Source organism: Microbacterium wangyouchuni (assembly GCF_054072595.1).
Genome location: NZ_JBSVRM010000007.1, coordinates 144,311 through 163,247, shown reverse-complemented (window position 1 = coordinate 163,247; position 18,937 = coordinate 144,311). Strand labels below are relative to the sequence as shown.

The following is an 18,937-nucleotide window of genomic DNA, read 5'->3' as shown; positions in this document are numbered from 1 at the left end:
TTCCCCCGGTCACTGAGCCTGGCTGACGGTGTTCTCATCGGTGTGGTCTTCGCCGGACTGGTCACGATCGCGCTATTCGTGGTGACGATCTGGCCTGTCGTGCGGTGGTCGAAGCGAATCGGGAAGAAGCGCCGAGTCTGAGAGGGGCAGTCGGTGGAGCGCTCGAGTGCGCGGGCTACGCTGGCGGCATGGATGCGAATGCAGCGGCCACGGGTGATCGCGAGAGTGCGGGTCGTGACAAGGACTTCTTGCAGCAGGCGGTGAGGCTGGCGGTCGACAACGTCGCCGACGGCGGTGGCCCATTCGGGGCGCTGGTGGTGCGCGATGGTGAGATCATCGGCGTGGGACAGAACAGGGTCACGCGGGATCATGATCCCAGTGCCCATGCTGAGGTGATGGCGCTGCGCGCAGCGGGGCGGCGCATCCGTGATTTCTCGCTGGAAGGTGCGACGCTGTACTCGTCGTGCGAGCCGTGCCCGATGTGCCTGGCCGCGTCGCTGTGGGCGCGCGTTGATCGTGTCGTCTACGCTGCTGACCGCCACGATGCAGCCGCCGGCGGTTTCGATGACCTTGCGTTCTATCGCCTGTTCGAGACCGAGCGTTCCGAGTGGGCGGTGCCGGTGGAATCGTTGCGGATCAGTGAGGCGGCGGCGCCGTTCGAGCGGTGGCTGAGCACAGAGGCGCGGACGGAGTACTGAGCCACGACCGCGGTCGACTCTCGGAAACGGCAGATGCTGCGCCGTTACGCTGGAGGAATGAACAAGACCAGCGTGTGGACCATCGTCGGTGTCGTCGTCGCCGTGATCATCGCATGGACGCTCGTCAGCGTGCTGTTCAGCGTTCTCTGGTTCGTCGTCAAGCTCGCTGTCGTGGCCATCGTCGCGGTGGCGGTTTACCTCGTGCTCCGCGGAGTGTTCAGCAAGCAGGAGTGAACGACTCTGCGGTTACGAGCGCAACCCGGTCGCGGAGTCATGTTCGGCATCGAACTGCTCCCGGGCCAGGTTGACATCTCCGAGGTGAGCGGATGTCCACGCGAGCAACGAGTCGATGAGGTCCTGCAGCGTCTGTCCGAGGTCTGAGATCCGGTATTCGACGGCGATTGGTCGTGTCTCGATGACAACGCGCGTCACCATCCCATTGCGTTCCAGCCGACGCAGAGCCGTAGTCAGCGACTTCTGAGAGACGGCGGGGATGGCTCTGCGCAGCTCATTGAAGCGTCGGGGCCGTTCGCAGAGTCGGTCGAGGATCAGGAGTGACCACTTGTCCAGCACTTGGTCCAGAAGCTCGCGGTGCTCGTCAGAGATCTGACCGGCGACGCTGAGGGCGGTTTCGTCCATGAAACCTAGTCTCGTTGAAGTGTCCTTCAAATACTAGGTATAAAAAGGTTACTTGATTATTGAGAGCGAAAGCAGGTAACCCCATGGCTGTAGAACTGATCACCCCGGAGGGCATGTTCCAGCCGGTCCCGTACCACCACGTCTCCGTCAGTTCGGGAAGCCGCCAGGTGAGAGTGTCTGGCCAGATCGCTCGCGACGAGCACGGCAACCGGCTGTTCCCCGGTGACCTGGCCGGCCAGCTCGCTCATGCGCTGCGCAACACCGCTCGCGGGTTGGCGGGTGCCGGAGCCAGTTTCGCTGATGTCGTGCGACTGCGGGTGTATGTCATCCCCACAGACGAGACGATGTATCCAGACTTCATGCGCGGGCTCGAGAGCGTGGTGGAAGAACTCGGGATTCCGCAGCCGCTGCCGCCGCTGTCTGTCATCGGGGTGAACTATCTGTTTGAGCCGGACGTGCTCGTCGAGGTAGAGGCGGATGCTGTGCTCGACTGAGCTGCGCGCCTGCTGGCGCGTGGTGGACAACGAGCTAGGCGCCGGCTCCGCCCGGTCGAGTTCCCGCCGGAGCCGTCTGCTCGACATCCGTCCAGACCTCGGTGAGCTGCACGATGAGACCGTCACGCATTCGGGCGAAGCTCGCGCACTCGAAATGCTGGATGCCGGCGTCATCGCGGCCGGTGACGCGGGAGCGGCACGCGGCCTCGGTTGGGCTCGCGACGAGTTCTTCGACCTTCAGATGCGCGAACCCGGGGTAGTCACGGTTGACCCGGATCCACTCGGCGCGTCCGAACGACTCACCGGTGTGCACGTACCGGCAGAGGAACTCAGGATGCAGGAATGACTCGAGGTCATCCCACCGCTTCTGGTCGATCGCGGTCATGAGTCCTCGTAGAGCGGTTCCGGCATCCATGACGGCATCCTACGGTCGACCACCGACAGCAGCGCCGAGCGGTCGGTGTGTCAAGGCGGGTCATCTTCGCAAGAGCGCGACGTCGGCGGTGATGGTCGTGAGCTCGGAGAGCTTCATGTTGAGATTCTTGCACTCGGGTGGGACGTTCAGATGGCCAGATTCCCGGTTGAGAAAGCAGTAAGATAACCGCCACAAACAGCCCGGTGGGTCGCGGTTCCGCCAGCCCGCGAAGGACTACTACTACAGGCAGCGACTCGATGTCGCGCACGAGCTTGTTCTTCTCACCACGCATCACGACTCGGAACCGAGCGAAAAGGTTGCCGCCGAGCAGGCCGCACCCGGTGGGGCGGTCCTTGCTGGTCTTTATGCCGGTCCGGTCACGAGTCAGCCGAGCATCGCGCTCGGCGTGAGCAAGCGACACCCCGCTGAGAGCCTCGTCCTATGCCACCTGCGAGGGAATAGCTGTTTCGCTGATGCCGCGCAGCGTCTCGACAATGAGGTCGACGTCCGCCTCAGGGAAGACGAGGTCGGGTCCGGTCGGCGCCTGGTCGGTGTACGGGGGTTCGAAGAGGCGCCCCGGATCCATGACTCCATTCTTCGTGAGCTCGTCCACGATGAGGTTTACGAAGCGAATCTGGACCACTGTGAACTTGGTTTCGTCGAGGTACCTCTCGAATGCTTCTGCGGCGGCAGAACGATCGAGTCCCACTAGACCACGGACGAAGAGGCCGAGGCCGCCTGGGCGATCATTTGCCCAGACCATGTCGACAGGACCAGCACCCGCAGCGACGAGCATTCCTTCCAGCTCGGTGAGGTCGTCCGGGGTGAGTTGCTTGTTGCGTCGCAGTCGCTGGAGAGCGAGCTTGTCGAGGTGCTGGCGGAGGTAGGCCTCAGCTTTGGAACGGAACCGTTCGAAATCGGTGCCCGGCGTGGCCCGAGGCAGTTCGATCTCGACGCCCTCACCGAGGACATCTTCGAAGTCGGTGTAAACAGGGTTGCGCCGAGTCCTCTCGATGAAGCGGACGAGGCTCCTGATCCGGCGGCGCGCGAGCTCGAGCATGGGGAGTGTCACATCGACCCACCACTCGTCACCGGCGAGCGACTCCAGCAGCACCGCTTGCTCGGCGACTGACGGTATCGACGTCTTTCCGAGAAGGGACGCGGCGATCTGCTGGACGGTTTCACGGATCCGCTCGGAGAGCATAACGTCACCGTCAAGCTGCGCGAGCTGGTGGTGGAGGATCAAAAGATCGAAACGCTTGGCATCCTCGTCGTCATCTCGCACGGATGACGGCAATCCTGCCAGCCGCAACAGCTCCTCCACCCGTGGTGGAGTGAGGACCTTCCACGCGCCGGTGTGCGAAAACTCCTCGACTGCCTTCCTGGAGGGGCGGACGACGAAGTTGTCGAGGTTCATCCCTGCAACGATCTTGTGCAGTGTGGACACGGTCGTAGAACGCAGTTCGGGTTCCGCCTCTCCGAGCGCCGTGACGAGCCCGAGTCGCGCTTCGAACAGGCGCTGTGAGAGCGACTTCTGCAGTTGACCGGGCGATCCGGGGAGGTCCTGGCTGAAATAGTCGAGATTGCCGCAGAAATCGAAGACGAGGAAGTCCTTCTTATCCTCGCCGGGGCCGAAGAGGTCGGGTCGCAGGCGTGTGCCTCGGCCGGTCATCTGCCAGAACTTTGATTTCGAGCGCACCACCTTGAAGAACACGAGATTCACAACCTCGGGCACGTCGATGCCGGTGTCAAGCATGTCGACGCTGATCGCGATGTGGGGGACCTTCTCGGCAATGGAGAAGTCATCGATCAACGACTGCGCGTACGGTGTGTCGTGCGTGATGACGCGAGCGAAGTGCCCCGCGAGCTCGGGGTACGCGATGTTGAAGCGCTTCTCGATGAACTCGGCGTGCTTCTGGTTCTTCGCGAAGATGATCGTCTTTCCGAGTCGGTCGCCACCTGCCACCTTGTAGCCGCGCACCATAAGAGTCTTCAGAACCTTGTCGACGGTGTCTTCGTTGAACAGGAACCTGTTGATCTCTTCTGCGCCCACCTCGTCAGGTGGGCCATCCTCGCCCCAATCGAGGGCATCCCACTGGTCCTTCTCCTCCTCGCTGAGGTCGTCGTAGCGGATGCCCGCGCGTAAAAATCCACCTTCGAAGCTGATCCCCTTCGGCGGTACGAGGTAGCCGGCATCTACGGCTTCGTCGAGCGAGTAGTTGTCGGTCGGTACTCCGTCTTCAAGGTGGAATAGGCGGTAAGTGTTGTGGTCGACCTCATCCTTTGGTGTGGCGGTGAGGCCGACGAGCATGGCGTCGAAGTAGTCGAAGATCGCGCCGTACTTGGCGTAGATGGAGCGGTGGGCCTCGTCGATGACGATGAGGTCGAAGTGACCCGGCCCGAACCTGCGGAGGCTATCGTCGATCTCGTTGATGAGATTCATCATCGTGGGGTAGGTCGAGACATAGACGCGGCCGTCGACCGCCTTCTCGTTGACAAGATTGATGGTTGTTGAGCCGGGAAGGTGGGTCTTGAACGCGTTCGTTGCTTGCTTGACCAGCGCTTTCCGATCGGCAAGGAACAAGACCCGTTTGACCCAGCTTGCTTTCTGCAATAGATCGATGAGCGCAATCGTGGTTCTGGTCTTTCCGGATCCCGTGGCCATAACAAGCAGCGCCTCGCGCTGCTTGCGGTCGAACGCATCACCGACCGCCTTGATCGCGCGTACCTGATACGGTCGCCCCGCGATGTCGGTGTTCACTGGCTGGTGAGCCAGCGACAGCATGGTGCCGCGGCGTTGGATGAGGAGCTCGAGTTCGTCACGGGTGTAGAAGCCCTGAATCTCTCGGGGTGGGTAGCCTCCCGCGTCATCCCAAATGCGATGCACGTAGCCATTTGTGTAGAAGATCACCGGTCGACGCCCGAATTGTTTCTCAAGGCAGTCAGCGTAAAGCTTCGCCTGTTGCTGGCCCACCTCAGGCGACTTCGACGTGCGCTTTGCCTCGACGACCGCCAGCGGCAGGCCATCCAATCCCCACAAGACGTAGTCGACAAACCCCCGGCCCTCGGCGTTGGGCATGCCCGTGACCTCGAACTCGCGGTCGCGTTCCTCCTCCATCGGCCACCCCGCTTCACGGAGTAGTACATCAATGAACAAGTCGCGTGCCGCGGCTTCGTCGTAGTCGCGGGTGTCGGGTGCCGCCGCTGCCTGCGCTGCCGCGATCTGTGACTTCAGGTTCGCGATCTGTTCCTCGTGTGCGGCGAGTCGGTCGTCCCGTTCGGCAAGCACCCGTGTATGAGCCTCGTCCTGCTGACGGAATTTCTCGGAGAGACGGGAGACATCCTCAGGCGAGAGCGGTGTTGCTGCAGAGGCTAGCTTCGGATCGAACTGCGCCTGCAGCGGGACAATATCCGGACGCGGCGAGTGATGGTATGAGGCCCAGACGACGATGTTGAACAGCTCGCGCAGCACAGCGAGCGCAACGTCCGCGCCGATCTGCCGGGTGTCGTGCACTGCCGTGTTCGAGAGGCGGCGAATCACGTTCAGCTTTTGTGCGATTGGCGCCGGCACGCGCGACTTGAACGCGGCGTCATTGATCTTCGCGGAGAGATCGTCGCGGTACGGTCCGTCCAGCGACAGCACCTCGTAGAGATAGTCGACAACCCGCTCCACGACACGGCGGCTGTAGAAGCACGCCGACCGCGGGTCGGAGATCAGGTATGACTCCGCGCGAACACAGTCGTCGTGCACGTGCGGCAGTGTCTGCCGCACGAAGTCGAAGTTACCCATGCCGCTGCCCCTACTCGCCTTCTTCGTCGATTCCGAAGTGCTGGGTGAGTCGCTCCAGCGTGAACTCCTGGCGGAGCTTGCACGCGCTGTGCTGACTCGCGAACATACCCTTCTCCCAGTAAGCATCGCGCTCGGAAATCGTCTTGATCCATTCGACGGGGACGACCCACTCTGCGTTTTCATCGACGTCGTCGCTCTGGTGCGTGTATTTCCCGGTGAGAGGTTGTGATGCAAGCGGGGCGAGCTCATCGCCAACGCGCACGCGGGCGTCTTCGAAACGCTGTGCCGGTGCGAGCACCTTGCCGACACCGACAAAGCCAGTCCCGGGAACATTGACCCAGATGCGGGCACCGATGGGCAGCGACCTGATCGTCTGCGAGTAGAACTTGCCCCCGCCGGCAGAGACGAAGCCGAACCGGCGAGCGTCTTCCCACGGTCGATCGCCCCCGAAAGATACGTACCAGTCGACGCCGTTCCAGGGAGCACGCTTCGAGGTCGACTTCGTGGTCTGTGCCGACGGAGCGTCGACGGATGCTGCGAGCCACGACCTCGCTAGGTACCGCCGATCCTCATCCTCGATGTAGGTGAAGAACACCGCGTTGATCGGCACGCCGAAGCCGCGCAGGTAATTGACGATGCGCTCCGAACTGGCGTCGAGCGCCGAGGCGACGACGGTCAGCTGCATCTCGGCGTTCAGCTCGTCGGGTGGCGCCGAGCCGAAGACTTCCTCGAATGCTGACTCGAACGGCTGGCCGAGGAACTTTCCGGCGATGTCGATGACGTCATCACGTGAAAGCGTCGACACCCACGAGCCGTAATCGAGCACCTGCGCAACGACCTCGCGTGGTGTGCGATCGCGCTTGAGTTCCAGCACGTGCAGGTTGCCGTCGGCGTCGATCGCCAGCAGGTCGATGCGCTTCCCGTATGGCGTCACAACTTCGCTGCCGATGATCAGCAGAGGGATGCCGAGGAGCGACGGGTCGCGCTTGAGAAACTGGTGCAGCTCGTTCTCCGTGGGCAGCGCAGCGGGTGTGAGCGGCTTGGGCTGGTCGCCGTCGATGCGCCACATTCTCATTTCAACGGGCATGAGTCACAGCTCCCCTCGGAATGCGCGGGACTGAAGAGAGGCGAAGAGTTCGTCGTCTGCTCGAAGAGCGCGCTGAAGAGTGCCGTGCTGTCGAGTCGCTCGATCCGCTCGCGCCTCGAACGTCAGTCGCGCCTCGATTGGCGGTAAGGGGATGGGGACCTTCCGCAGATCGCCGATGTTCAGACCTTGCACGGCTACACCTTTCGTGTGCCGTGCCATCCAGCGCTGAAGCCCTGGAGCGGACATCGAGGCCCGGACGTACTGTGAAGTCGCGGAGTCGGTGATCGACAATCTCGCCGAATCCTGGGTGATATTGGCGCCGTCCAATTCGGGCGGGATTTGGGCGAACCGGCCGACATGGCCGCGGATCGACATCAACAGGTCACCCTCGCGGAGCAACGACCGCTTGTACGAGGCGGAGATCGCCGGATCGGTGCGGCGGACGCCGGGGACCGAAATTCCTCCGTTCTTCATGTCTGCTACCCGTATATACGGGACGCCACCGCTGATCTCGGGTCCGGGCTTCAGTATCCCGTAGGTGATCGGCCGGCCTGCCTCGATCAACTCGTCGAGGGGGGAGACGGGTAGTCCTTGTGGGTTCTCCGCTGGATCGCCGAACATTTCGTGGTAGATCGACAGGGTCAGGGAGCCGAGGTGGGCAAGCACCTGATGGCGCTTTGCGCGGATTGTGTCGGCCTGGTCGAGGATTGTCGCAATCCTTCGCTGCTCCTCCAGTGGCGGTTGCGGCACCCTCGTTTCCTTGAGCACCTTGAAATGACGTGAGTACCCGAGGCTCGGGATTCGCCGCGAGCGCAGGTAGTGATAGACGTACTTTGGATCGAAGTCCTGACGGGTCTTCAGGAGCTTTACCCCGTCGGCTCCTACGGCAAACGGAAAATCAACGAACTTTAAGGCGCGTGTGTGATCCCCGAAGACGATAACGGGCGGTTCCGAATGGACAATCGAAGTCTGGTCATTGGTGTAGCCCGCGACGACCGAGCGACCCTGATCGATGATCGGGACGGCACCGGAAGGGAGGAAGGCTGACTGTGGGATCTTCTCGTTGCCCCGTGAGACGTCTGTGATCGCCTCGGCAAAGGGCACGGTTTTCATGTGAGCATCGCTTTCAGCTCGGCAAGGCCGGCTTCGATCTCGGTCTCTAGCTTCTCGATATCGGAGATGATGTCGAGCGGGTCGCGGTGCTCGATCTCGTCGTGGACGACTTCTTTGTAGCGGTTCAGCGACAGATCATAGCCTTGCGCGACGATATCGGCCTTGGGCACGAGGAAGGACTGCTCGGTTCGCGCTCGCTTCTTTTCGGCATCCCGCGCACCCCATCGCGCAAGCACGTCAGGTACGTCGTTCGCTTCGATCGGGTTGCGCTTGTCGTCGAGCGAGAAGCCGTCGGCACGCACGTCATAAAACCAGACGTCATCCGTGCCACCAGAGTTGGTCTTCGTGAAAAAGAGGATGGCAGTCGAGACTCCAGCGTAGGGACGGAAGACTCCCGAGGGAAGCTTGACGACAGCATCCAGCTTCTGGTCTTCCACGAGTGCTTGGCGAAGTGTCTTGTGTGCGTTGCTCGACCCGAACAGCACACCGTCTGGCACGATGACGGCCGCGCGCCCGCCTGGCTTGAGGAGCTTCAGAAATAGCGCTAGAAAGAGCAGCTCGGTCTTCTTCGTCTTGACCGTGCTCTGTAGGTCCTTTGAGGTCGACTCGTAGTCGAGCGATCCGGCGAAGGGTGGGTTGGCGAGGATGAGCGTGTACTTCTCAGCGTCCATCGCTGCGCCTTCGGAGAGCGAGTCGCGGTAGCGGATGTCGGGGGACTCGATGCCGTGCATCAGCATGTTCATGCTGCCGATGCGGAGCATGGTGGAGTCGAAGTCGTAGCCGTGGAACATCGAGTGGTGGAAGTGCTGCCGCTGCGTGGCACTCAGGAGCGTAGTCGAGTGGGTGTCTCGGACGTACTCGCTCGCGGAGACGAGGAAGCCGGCGGTCCCGCATGCGGGATCACAGATCTCGTCTCCCGGTTGGGGGGCGGTCATCTTCACCATGAGGTCGATGATGTGGCGCGGAGTGCGGAACTGCCCGTTCACGCCGGCAGACGCGATCTTCGAGAGGAGGTACTCGTACAGGTCGCCGTTGGTGTCGCGGTCCGCCATCGGGATGCCGTCGAGCATGTCCACTACCTTCGACAGCAGGGCTGGCGCGGGGATGGTGAAGCGAGCGTCCTTCATATGTTGGCTGTAGGTGGTGCCGTCGCCCATATTCCGCAGGAAGGGGAACACCTCGTCGCCGATGATCTTGAACATCACCTCTGGAGACGTGTTCTTGAAGTGGCTCCATCGCAGTGCTGACTGTCCGGGCAGGAACACAGGGTTCTCGGGCGCGCCGCCGGTGATGCGCGCCTTCTTTTCCGCGAGGGTCTGAATGTCGTCGAGGCGCCGGACGAACAGGAGGTAGGTGACCTGTTCGATGACCTCGAGCGGGTTGCTGATGCCGCCCGACCAGAAGGCGTCCCAGACGCGGTCGATCTTGCTCTTCAACTCTCCGGTGATCATACGAGTAACTCTAGTTGGGCGTGGTGGCGCGGACTGGGTCACGGCTTGTCTCTCTATTGCGCGGCGCGTCCGGGCAGTAGATCAGTCTCCATGGGGCCACCGACACTGGGATGCCCGTCGTCGAGCCTCGTCGGATCAACTTAGGAAACTGGATTCCTCCTGGATCAATGCCGCGAGACGATTGCGCCCGGCCGCGATATCGAACGACATCCCAGCCGTCGAGTCCATGGCGTAGTGCAGCGGCCACGTCGTGAGTGTTCCGTAGCGTGCTGAGTAGATGCCCACGTGCTCGATCTGGAAGGTATCAGATTGATCTAGAAGGGCGTACGCCAACAACTGATGAAGGTGCTCAGGGCGCAGGATATCCGGCCTTAGCCCAGCCTTTATCTTCGGAGCCAGGTTCGACTTGATGTCAATAAGGACGCCGTTGGCGATCAGGTCGGCTTCAGCTGCGATCCGTTGTGCATCACCAGGTGCTGTCAGATCGAAGGTTGGGGCGATAGCCAACGGTGCCTCGAGCTGTCCGAGGAGGTTCTTGGAGGCAACGCTCATCAGGGCCGTGAGCTCTTCGATCGCCTTAGGGCTTGCTTCAGAGAGCATTGCTTCGGCCGAGAACGCGCGTCCGAGCACCAACGACGGGATGTACGGAGCCGATGCGGCGCCGGCGCGGAACGCGCTCACGCAAAGAGCCAGGGCCCACACTGCTTTGGCTTGAACGTCACGGGCTCCGGAGCTGGCTAAGAGCTGAGTCAGATCGTAGATCGTCGAGCGGTAGTCATCGTTGAATGGGAAGAGCTGAAGCGCCGCTTCCGGGGCCTTTTCGGGTTCGAGTGTTATTTGCACGAAGAGGTCAATCGCAGTCCCAACGGTTCCCGGGTGCGCGCCAGACGAGTCCACAAGGAGCTCGCCTGCCCTCGCTTTGTACTCCACTTGAAGCCCCTTGGAATTCGGGAAGGTTGTGCGCAGGTACTGTCCGATCGAGGAATTGCGGTCCCTGATGTCCTTCGTGAGCGTGCCATGGGTGAGGAACATGGCTCGAACCTACCGCTGGTTGCGGTGACGCGACTCGCATGAAGATGCGCCGACTCATCGAGAACCGATGCCGCGTGGTTCCTGAGAGCACGGCGGGCACGGACTCACCGTTCGATTTTTTCGAATTGCGGAGTAGCATGGGCGCATGAGCACCTCGACTGATGTGCCCCGCGGCGCACGCAAGGCACAGACTTATCTCCCCGAGGCAGAGGGCCGCGGTGAGCTTCTCGATTTCGCTGAGCTGTTGCGCGAGCTTGAGGGGTATCTGGCGCAGAGCTCGTCTAAGGCCGCACTTGTCGACCCCCACGGCAACGCCCGCCCGATTCCAGACGAGATTTTCCGTATCCTCGACCAGGTGACGAATGCGCTCGCTGCGGGCGAAGGCATCACGATCGTTCCACAAAGCGCGGCGATGACGACGCAGCAGGCAGCGGATTTCTTGGGGATCAGTCGCCCGACGCTTGTTCGCCTCTTGGAAGCCGGTGAAATCCCCTTCGAGAAGCCTGGTCGTCATCGTCGGATCCGACTCGAAGATCTGGTTTCGTACCAAGCAAAATTCCGCGCCGAACGTCGCGCCGCTCTCCGTGAGCTGCAACGGACCAGTGCCACGGCGAAGATCCGGATCGGAGACCCGAGCAGCGTAAAGCGCATGGCGGAGCTGGACGCTGAGTGAGTTTTCCGGCGTTCTTTGACACGAATGTCCTGTACGGGGCGCTGATCAACGACTTCATTCTCGAACTAGCGGATCGCGGTCTGTTCCGACCGCTCTGGTCGAAGGATGTGATGGCCGAACTGTCGAAGAACCTGGTCGCGAACGGTGAGGATCCGCACCTCGTCGAAAAGCGTGTTGCCACGATGGAGCACTACTTTGTCGGCGCGATGGTGACGGGCTACGACAATCTCGTTTCGACGATGACGAACGATAAGAAGGATCGACACGTCCTCGCGGCCGCGGTTCGCGGTGGCGCGGAAGTGCTTGTCACGTTCAATATGAAGGACTTTCCTGCGGACTCAGTTGAGCCGTTCGATCTCGAAGTCGTCCACCCTGATGATTTCCTCCTGGATCAACTCGACCTGTACCACGCGCCGACGTTGCGCGCCCTGGTCGAACTCGTTGAGGGATATGATTCCCCGACGATGACTATCGATGACTTTCTGCTTGCGCTCATCAGAGCCGGCGTGCCGAAGTTCGCGGAAGCCGTGCGCGCCCGGCTCTACTGATCCCTCAAGGCTCTAGTGCCGCTGCGAGCGGGTTCATGCCGAAGGCAGCTGAGACCGAGGTTGCTCGTCCACCGAGCGGTACGCCTGATCGGCACCCCGCACCACGGAGTATCCGCCACCCCTTCTATATATCCATCCACGCCACCCGATCGGGCCTACTCCAGCAACTCCACCGTCACGCTCTCGAAGTCGCCCTCAAATGCAAACTCTCCGACGCCATCCTTCCGCGCCGGCGACAACCGATCAGCCCCGATGTCCAGGCCCTGGAACGATACGAAGTACTCGAAGGTCTCATCCAGCCGCAGCTGCCCGCTTGGTTTCCCATCGATGAACAGCGCGGCGGTGCCGCCCGTGCTCTCAGAGTCGATCACAAAGCGCAGGCGCAGCTCAGTTTGCCCCGCCGGAACAGGAATCGTGGAGCGCAGAATCTTGTGGTCGCCGTAGTAGTTGAAGTCGTACTCGAGGTGGCCATCCCGGATCAACAATGAGTAGCCACTGTTCCAGCTGCCGTGTGCGATGAGTACTCCTTCTTCTGTCCCGCGAGGCCGCTCCACCGTCGTGGTGATCTCGAACGAACGGCCCGGAACAGGCGGAGCCGCGCCGTTTCCGATGTGCTGCACGCCTTTCAGATACACGAACTTCTTACGATCTCGGGGCGAATGGGGGCTGAACTTCGCATTGGCGCGCTGCGCAAAGCCGCGATCGTCCAGCGGCAGCACGGAGTTCTTCTCTGCCTGCACCCACCACTCGTCGACGAGCTCCCTGAGCTTGTCCGGCCGCTCAGCAGCCAGGTCATGTGTCTCCGAGAAGTCCTCTGCGAGGTGATAAAGCTCCCAGCGGTCCGTGTCGAAATCGGCACCTCGCACATGGAAGGCGACAGCCTTCCACCCGTCCTTCCAGATCGCACGGTGGCCGAGTGTCTCGAAGTACTGCGAACGTGACTGGCTGTCGGGTGAGCCACCCGTGAGCGCCGAAAGCATCGAACGGCCGTCGACAGGACGTTGCTGCAACCCTCGACGCGTGACGGGGGCTTCGAGTCCTAGATGATCGAGAACGGTGGGAACGATGTCTGTCACGTGTTGGAACTGCCCCAACTTCGCTCCGCGTTGCGATCCGGGGGAGTCCTTAGGCAGGCGGATGAGCGCCGACGTGCGGATGCCGCCGGCATGAGTGTTCTGCTTGTAGCGACGCAGCGGGGTGTTCCCTGCCTGCGCCCACCCGAGCGGATAGTTGACCTGTGTAGACGAACCGTCGATCAGGTCGGCATTCGCGATGACCTCATCGAGTTTGGGGAAGTGCCCGTTCTCGTACTGGGTGGTGTTGAGAACGCCATGCGGGCCGCCCTCTTGGCTCGCGCCGTTGTCGGCGAGGAGCACGAACAGTGTGTCATCGAGTCGACCCAGCTCCTCGATGCCGGCCACGAGCCGCCCGATTTCGTGATCCGTGTGCTCAAGGAATCCCGCGAACACCTCCTGAAACTTGGCATAGGCGTTCTGCGCTTCAGGGGCGACGTCATCCCACGCCTGCACGCCATCGTTGCGTGGAGGCAGATCGGTACCTTCCGGAATGACACCCGTCTCGAGCTGCCGTCGATAGCGGCGCTCGCGAATCACATCCCAGCCTTCGTCATACTTACCGCGATACTTCTCGACGAACTCCCGTGGCGCCTGGAACGGTGTGTGTGTTGCCCCTAAAGCGAAATACAGGAAGAACGGTTTCTCTGGCGTCACAGACGTCTGATCGCGGATGAACTCGATCGACTTGTCGACCAGATCAGTGGTGAGGTGATATCCCTCCTCCGGCGTCGCCGGCGGCGGAACGGGGTGGTTGTCGTAGTAGAGCTCAGGATGGAACTGGTCAGTCAATCCCTCGAGGAACCCGTAGTACCGCTCGAAGCCTCGTGCCAGCGGCCACTGATCGTAGGGGCCGGATGGCGTCGTCTGATCCATCGGCGTCAGGTGCCACTTGCCGACAGCGAGAGTGTTATATCCCTCATCGACGAGCATCTCCGCAATGGTCGCTGAATCATGCCCGATGCGCCCCCGATACCCGGGGAAGCCGTCATCCACATGCGAGAGGTAAGCCATGCCCACCGCGTGGTGGTTGCGTCCTGTGAGCAAGCTCGCACGCGTTGGCGAGCACAGCGCTGTCGCATGGAAATTCGTCAGCTGTGCACCATCAGAGGCAAGCGCATCCATCGCCGGCGTGGCGATCTCTGATCCGTAGCATCCAAGGCTCCCGAAGCCCAGGTCATCCAAAACGATGAAGACGACATTCGATTTTCCAGTTGCTTGCGCCCGCTCTGGCCACCACGCCTCGGAGTCTCGATATGTAGTGCCGATCTTTCCGCCGAATTGCTGTGTCATCGGTGTGCCTCTCCGACGCCGAGATCTTCGAGGATGCGCGACAGCTTCTCGGCATACGAGGGGCTCGATTTGTCGCGATCCTGGTCTTCAATGTCGATGATCGTCTTGACTCCAGCGGGGCGCGTCGACAACACGACGACCTGGTCACCAAGCGTGATCGCCTCCGACACGTCATGCGTGACAAGGATGACGGTCGGTTTCACAAGGTCGAGCATTTTTCGCAGCTCACCCTGCAATGTGATCCGGGTGAACGCGTCGACGGAGGCGAACGGCTCATCCATTAGGAGCAGGCGGGGTTGCAGCGCGAGGGCGCGCGCGATGCCGACGCGCTGTGCCATGCCGCCGGAGAGCTGACGAGGATATGCGCGCGCGTAGTCGGCTAGCCCCACTTTCGCGAGAAAATCGTGTGCGAGCTTCTTTGCTTCGGCGCGTGAGTGGCCGCGCACTTCGAGCCCGACAGTGACGTTACGCTCCACAGTCATCCACGGAAAGAGACCGGGCTGCTGGAATGCCATGCCGAGGTGATTGGTAGGACCGAGCTTTACCGGCTCGCCCTCCCAGTAAAGCGTGCCTTTGGTCGGTGCCATGAGCCCCGCGGCCAAGCTGAGGAACGTGCTCTTGCCGCAACCGGACGGCCCGACGAGCGAAACCACGCTCCCGAGGGGCGCCGTGAAGTTGAGATTGTCGAGGATCGGAGCATACCCGGATGACGCCGACGAGTTCGTGTACGCGAACGAGACGTTCTCAGCGCGGAGTTCGCCGGGCACACCGGCCTTCGAATCGGAACGGAGAGATGCATTGCTGGACATGAGAAGTATTCCTGTCTTGAAACGAGAAGCAGATCGTACTAAGCGCTGTAATCGGCTTTGGACGACGTGAGTAGGCCAATAAGCCAGCTCACAGCCGCGCCGACAAGGCCGATGACGACCATGATCGCGATGACGACCGGGGTGTCGAGCGAAGACGATGCGTTGATGATGATGTAACCGAGTCCGGCGCTGGATCCGACATACTCCGCCGCGACGACCGCAATCCAGCCGAGGCCAGCCGCGGCTCGTGATGAGTTCAGGATCGACGGGGCCGCTGCGCGGAACTGGACGCGGAACAGCGATTGCCAGCGCGACATGCCCAGCATCGTTGCGACGCGCAGCAGTGTGGAGTCCACATTGCGCACAGCATCCGACGTCGAGATCAGCATGACGAAGAACACCGCGTAAGCGACGAGGAAGACCTTGCCGCCGATACTCGTTCCGAACCACAGGATCGTCAGCGGAATCCATGCGAACGGGACGATGAACCGCAGAATCTCGATAACCGGGTTTAGCGCCAGCCCCAGCCGCGGTAAAGCACTGAGTACCAGCCCCACGATCACTCCCGCCGTTGTCCCCACGACGAATCCGAGGATGAACTCAAGAATGCTGACGCCGAGCCCGCCCCAGAACGACGACGTCGAAACGAGCCGCACAAACGCGTCCATCACGTCCGTGACGGTCGGGAGAACGACGACGGGAACGCCGCTGATCGTCACCGTCGACTGCCAGATGATCAAGATGATCGCCAGGCCAATCAAGCCGGGCCACGCATTGCGGGCCCACGCGACTACGCGATTTGCGGACGCTCCCCCGGGCATCTGATTGATCATGCGCTTCTCCATTGCTGAGCACCCTTCATCGCGAAGCTGTACAGACCGTTGAGGAGAAGCCCCACGGCGCCAAAACAGAGCATGAGCGCCATGACGGTCGGGACGTCGTATCCCTGCTGGGCGCGGACGAGGCTCTTGCCCAGGCCGCTGTCGGCGGCTATGAGTTCGGCGATGATCACCGTGCCCCAGCCTGCGGTCAGGGCGACGCGAAGACCGATCAGGACTTCCGACATCATCGAGGGCAGCACTACGAAACGCATCTTCTGCCAGGTGCCCATGCCGAGCATCGTGGCTGACTTCTCCAGCGCAGACGGGATACGGGTCGCGCCGTCGACCGCGTATACGATCACGACGAGATATACCGCGAGCCCGACCAGGAATAGCTTCCCGGAGTAGCCGAATCCGAACCAGACGATCGCCAGAGGGATCCAGGCGATGCTGGACACTGGGCGGATCATCTCGATCGCCGGGAGGAACATTCGACCGAGGAAGTGGATGCGTCCCAGCAGCAGGCCGGTCACGATGGCGAGGAAAGCACCTATCGCCCATCCACCGACGAAGACGCCGAGACTGCTAGCGAGATCGCTCCACAGCGACTTCTGGGCATAGGTGATGAACGCGTCAAGGACTTCGATTGGGCTGGCGAGCTTGGAGATACGCCCGCTGTCGCCCGCGAGCGCGGCCGCGATTACAGCCCAGACGGCGATGAACCCGAAAACGCCGATCAAGCCCCAAAGCCACGGATTGCGCTGCAACGAACGCGGCCTGCTGGCCGTCTCGATCGCTCTTGTGTCAGTCATTCAGAGGTCACTTCTCCAGCGCGCGTTCGGCGAACTCGGTGTTAACGAACGCGGTCACGAAGTCGTTCAGATCGACGTCTTTCGCCGGAGCGAACCCGAGCTCCTGCGCAAGGGCGGCGACCTTGGCGAGTCCCTCTGTGTCGGGCACGTACGTGGGAGCCACCGAAACGAGTCCTTTATCGAAGGAGTACTGCACTGATTCGACGTCAACGCCGGCGAAGTCCGCCATGAGTGCGTACGCCTCGTCGGGAGAGTCCGTGATGAAGTCCGTGGCCTCGAACTGGGCGCGCAGCACATCATCAACGGCCTCGGGGTTCTTATCGGCGAACGACTGCGACACGATAAAGCCATCACCAGGCGCGTCGGAGCCGAGCACATCGGAACCGGTGAACAGCACCGTACCGATGTCCTTCAGGACCATGTCGGCAGCGTACGGAACGTACGTTGCTGCGACGTCGACGTCACCTGATTCCAAGACGCCCACCATCCCAGGGCCGGTGCCCGAGACGAAGTACTCATTGCCGCCAGGCTCGATGCCCGCGTCCTTGAGCCCGATCTCGAAGAACAGCGTCGAAGCGGTCTTCTCCCCGCTGACGACGACCTTTTCCCCTGCCAGATCTTCGGCGGATTCAATGCCGCTGTCTTTGCTGACCACAGTGACATTGGCGTTGATGAACGACTGGCCGACGAAGTACGCCGCGTCAGGGGACTGCGAGAAGATCACGGTGGCCGAAGCGCTGTTGCCCCAGGTCATATCGAGCTGCCCTGCGGCAAGTGCGCTGGCAGCGCCAGGCAGGCCCTGGGTGATTTCAACCCAATTCACGTCGTAACCGAGGTCCTCAAGGTGGGTGTTCTTCTGCATGATTGGCACCGGAGAGACCACAGGGAAATACCCGATGTTCAGAGTCTTGCTGTCGCCCTCCCCGTTACCGGGTGCGGCGGAGCAACCCGAGATGGCGAGCAGAGCAGCGGTGCCGATGGCAGCCGCCCGCAGGGTGCGAAGTGTGGACATGGTGCTCTCCTTTGAACGGTTCCCGTCGTGTGCCGGGAAGGGGCTAAACTCCCTACTAGATCGATCTAGTAGATGGATCTAGTGCAGACTACGACAGAGGCGCGATAGTGTCAACGGCGTCGCCGAAGGAGTCGAAGGAGATCTGAATGGCCCGAGTCACTCTGACCGATGTCGCTCGTCGCGCGGGAGTCTCGCGCGCGACGGCATCGCTAGTTCTTCGCGATACGGGCAGCCTTTCCGACGCCACGCGTGTGCGCGTGCGCGCAGCGATGGATGAACTCGGCTACGTCTACCATCGGGCCGCCGCGGCCATGCGTGCTGGGCGCACACAATCGATTGGACTCATCGTTCCGGACGTTTCCAACGGTTTCACGGCCGAGATGACCGTCGCGATCGAACGGACGCTCGCGGCAGCAGGACACGTGACGCTCATGGCCAACTCGCTCGAGGACGCCTCTCGTCAGGATCTGCTCGTCAGCTCGATGCTTGAACGCAATGTGGATGGGCTGATAGTGGTGCCGGCAGTGGGGACCGACCAGTCATTTAAGCAGCGCCTGGTTGATGTCTCGCTGCCCGTTCTTATCGCCACGCGCGACATCGACGCTGCCACTCTCGCGTATGCCGGGATCGACAACCTGGCGGGCGGGCGGCTGGCCGCAAGTCACCTCGTCGAACATGGCGTACAGACCGTGGCGTATATCGGTGGAGAAACAGGGCTGGCGCCTCGGCGGGACCGGCTTGTCGGTGCGAAGGAAGTGTTGGTGCGTGCCGGCGCGCAACTGGCACTGGATCTCCCCGGTCCGGCGAACGGTGAATGGGCTCGCGACCTGGTGAACTCATTGGCCTCCAGCGGGGACTTGCCTGAAGCAATCATCTGTCACAACGACATCGTCGCGTTCGGCCTGTTTCGTGCACTACGCGAACGGGGATTCTCACGAGAGGCATTGCCCCGCGTTGTCTCATATGACGAAGTTCCCGCAGCAGCACTGTGGGAGCCGCCGCTGACGACCGTGGGTGCGCGCGGGCTAGACGTCGGCAACTCCTGCGCCGAGGCGCTTCTCTCGCGGATCGCGAACCCGGACGGAGCGCCCGAAACCGTGCTGGTGTCGCCGCATCTGATTGTGCGCGAGTCCTGTGGTTGTGTGCCGTCGCCGAGTCGCGGAACGTCTTGAATAAA

Annotated in this window: 18 protein-coding genes; 6 read left to right on the top strand and 12 right to left on the bottom strand. The window is 61.8% G+C overall.

What is annotated here, in order from left to right; genetic code table 11:
• The first annotated feature begins 188 nt into the window (after positions 1-188).
• Together ACW5CM_RS13445 and ACW5CM_RS13440 are read left to right on the top strand one after the other, a co-directional pair.
• Positions 189-698, top strand: a complete 510-nt coding sequence (locus ACW5CM_RS13445; protein ID WP_457125300.1) for a nucleoside deaminase — start codon at positions 189-191, stop codon at positions 696-698.
• A gap of 57 nt (positions 699-755) precedes the next feature.
• Positions 756-932, top strand: coding sequence for a hypothetical protein (locus tag ACW5CM_RS13440; RefSeq protein ID WP_439255545.1), 177 nt, complete (start codon positions 756-758; stop codon positions 930-932).
• Between the two features lie 12 nt (positions 933-944).
• Here ACW5CM_RS13440 and ACW5CM_RS13435 read toward each other — a convergent pair whose 3' ends face one another.
• Positions 945-1,337: a winged helix-turn-helix transcriptional regulator gene (locus ACW5CM_RS13435; protein WP_457125299.1), complete on the bottom strand. Its 393-nt coding sequence runs from the start codon at positions 1,335-1,337 to the stop codon at positions 945-947.
• An 83-nt stretch (positions 1,338-1,420) separates the two neighbouring features.
• Here ACW5CM_RS13435 and ACW5CM_RS13430 point away from each other — a divergent pair, with 83 nt between their 5' ends.
• The gene (locus tag ACW5CM_RS13430) at positions 1,421-1,831 is read left to right on the top strand and encodes a RidA family protein (RefSeq protein WP_438252592.1); all 411 of its coding nucleotides are present in this window, start codon (positions 1,421-1,423) and stop codon (positions 1,829-1,831) included.
• A gap of 34 nt (positions 1,832-1,865) precedes the next feature.
• Here the strand turns inward: ACW5CM_RS13430 and ACW5CM_RS13425 are convergent, their stop codons facing one another.
• The 6 genes from ACW5CM_RS13425 to ACW5CM_RS13400 all read right to left on the bottom strand — a co-directional run bounded on the left by ACW5CM_RS13425 (position 1,866) and on the right by ACW5CM_RS13400 (position 10,719).
• A complete protein-coding gene (locus ACW5CM_RS13425) occupies positions 1,866-2,246 on the bottom strand; it encodes a nuclear transport factor 2 family protein (RefSeq protein ID WP_457125298.1) in 381 nt (126 codons plus the stop codon).
• Between the two features lie 439 nt (positions 2,247-2,685).
• Positions 2,686-6,036 carry a DEAD/DEAH box helicase family protein gene (locus tag ACW5CM_RS13420; protein WP_457125297.1) on the bottom strand — a complete coding sequence of 1,117 codons (3,351 nt, stop codon included), beginning with the start codon at positions 6,034-6,036 and terminating at the stop codon, positions 2,686-2,688.
• Positions 6,037-6,046: 10 nt separating this feature from the next.
• Positions 6,047-7,105, bottom strand: a complete 1,059-nt coding sequence (locus tag ACW5CM_RS13415; RefSeq protein ID WP_457125296.1) for a DUF8606 domain-containing protein — start codon at positions 7,103-7,105, stop codon at positions 6,047-6,049.
• Positions 7,106-7,126: 21 nt separating this feature from the next.
• Entirely contained in the window at positions 7,127-8,236 is a 1,110-nt protein-coding gene (locus ACW5CM_RS13410; protein ID WP_457125295.1) for a restriction endonuclease subunit S, read from the bottom strand.
• A complete protein-coding gene (locus tag ACW5CM_RS13405) occupies positions 8,233-9,687 on the bottom strand; it encodes a type I restriction-modification system subunit M (RefSeq protein ID WP_457125294.1) in 1,455 nt (484 codons plus the stop codon). The genes ACW5CM_RS13410 and ACW5CM_RS13405 overlap by 4 nt, the downstream gene beginning before the upstream one ends.
• 135 nt (positions 9,688-9,822) lie before the next feature.
• Entirely contained in the window at positions 9,823-10,719 is an 897-nt protein-coding gene (locus ACW5CM_RS13400; protein ID WP_457125293.1) for a hypothetical protein, read from the bottom strand.
• 145 nt (positions 10,720-10,864) lie between these two features.
• On the opposite strand from ACW5CM_RS13400, the gene ACW5CM_RS13395 reads away from it, so the two are divergent.
• Positions 10,865-11,392, top strand: coding sequence for a helix-turn-helix domain-containing protein (locus tag ACW5CM_RS13395; RefSeq protein ID WP_439255551.1), 528 nt, complete (start codon positions 10,865-10,867; stop codon positions 11,390-11,392).
• A complete protein-coding gene (locus ACW5CM_RS13390) occupies positions 11,389-11,940 on the top strand; it encodes a VapC50 family PIN domain-containing toxin (RefSeq protein WP_457125292.1) in 552 nt (183 codons plus the stop codon). The genes ACW5CM_RS13395 and ACW5CM_RS13390 overlap by 4 nt, the downstream gene beginning before the upstream one ends.
• 155 nt (positions 11,941-12,095) lie before the next feature.
• Here ACW5CM_RS13390 and ACW5CM_RS13385 read toward each other — a convergent pair whose 3' ends face one another.
• The 5 genes from ACW5CM_RS13385 to ACW5CM_RS13365 are packed head-to-tail and all read right to left on the bottom strand — an operon-like array spanning position 12,096 to position 17,760.
• Positions 12,096-14,306, bottom strand: coding sequence for an arylsulfatase (locus tag ACW5CM_RS13385; protein WP_457125291.1), 2,211 nt, complete (start codon positions 14,304-14,306; stop codon positions 12,096-12,098).
• On the bottom strand, positions 14,303-15,115 hold the full coding sequence (locus ACW5CM_RS13380) for an ABC transporter ATP-binding protein (RefSeq protein WP_457125290.1): 813 nt from the start codon (positions 15,113-15,115) through the stop codon (positions 14,303-14,305). Before ACW5CM_RS13380 ends, ACW5CM_RS13385 begins: the two co-directional genes overlap by 4 nt.
• Before the next feature lie 38 nt (positions 15,116-15,153).
• Positions 15,154-15,948, bottom strand: a complete 795-nt coding sequence (locus tag ACW5CM_RS13375) for an ABC transporter permease (RefSeq protein ID WP_457125289.1) — start codon at positions 15,946-15,948, stop codon at positions 15,154-15,156.
• Positions 15,945-16,748: an ABC transporter permease gene (locus ACW5CM_RS13370; protein WP_457125288.1), complete on the bottom strand. Its 804-nt coding sequence runs from the start codon at positions 16,746-16,748 to the stop codon at positions 15,945-15,947. Before ACW5CM_RS13370 ends, ACW5CM_RS13375 begins: the two co-directional genes overlap by 4 nt.
• Before the next feature lie 7 nt (positions 16,749-16,755).
• The gene (locus tag ACW5CM_RS13365; protein WP_457125287.1) at positions 16,756-17,760 is read right to left on the bottom strand and encodes an ABC transporter substrate-binding protein; all 1,005 of its coding nucleotides are present in this window, start codon (positions 17,758-17,760) and stop codon (positions 16,756-16,758) included.
• Between the two features lie 146 nt (positions 17,761-17,906).
• Between ACW5CM_RS13365 and ACW5CM_RS13360 the strand changes: the two genes are divergently transcribed.
• Positions 17,907-18,932: a LacI family DNA-binding transcriptional regulator gene (locus ACW5CM_RS13360; protein WP_457125286.1), complete on the top strand. Its 1,026-nt coding sequence runs from the start codon at positions 17,907-17,909 to the stop codon at positions 18,930-18,932.
• Positions 18,933-18,937 lie beyond the last annotated feature (5 nt).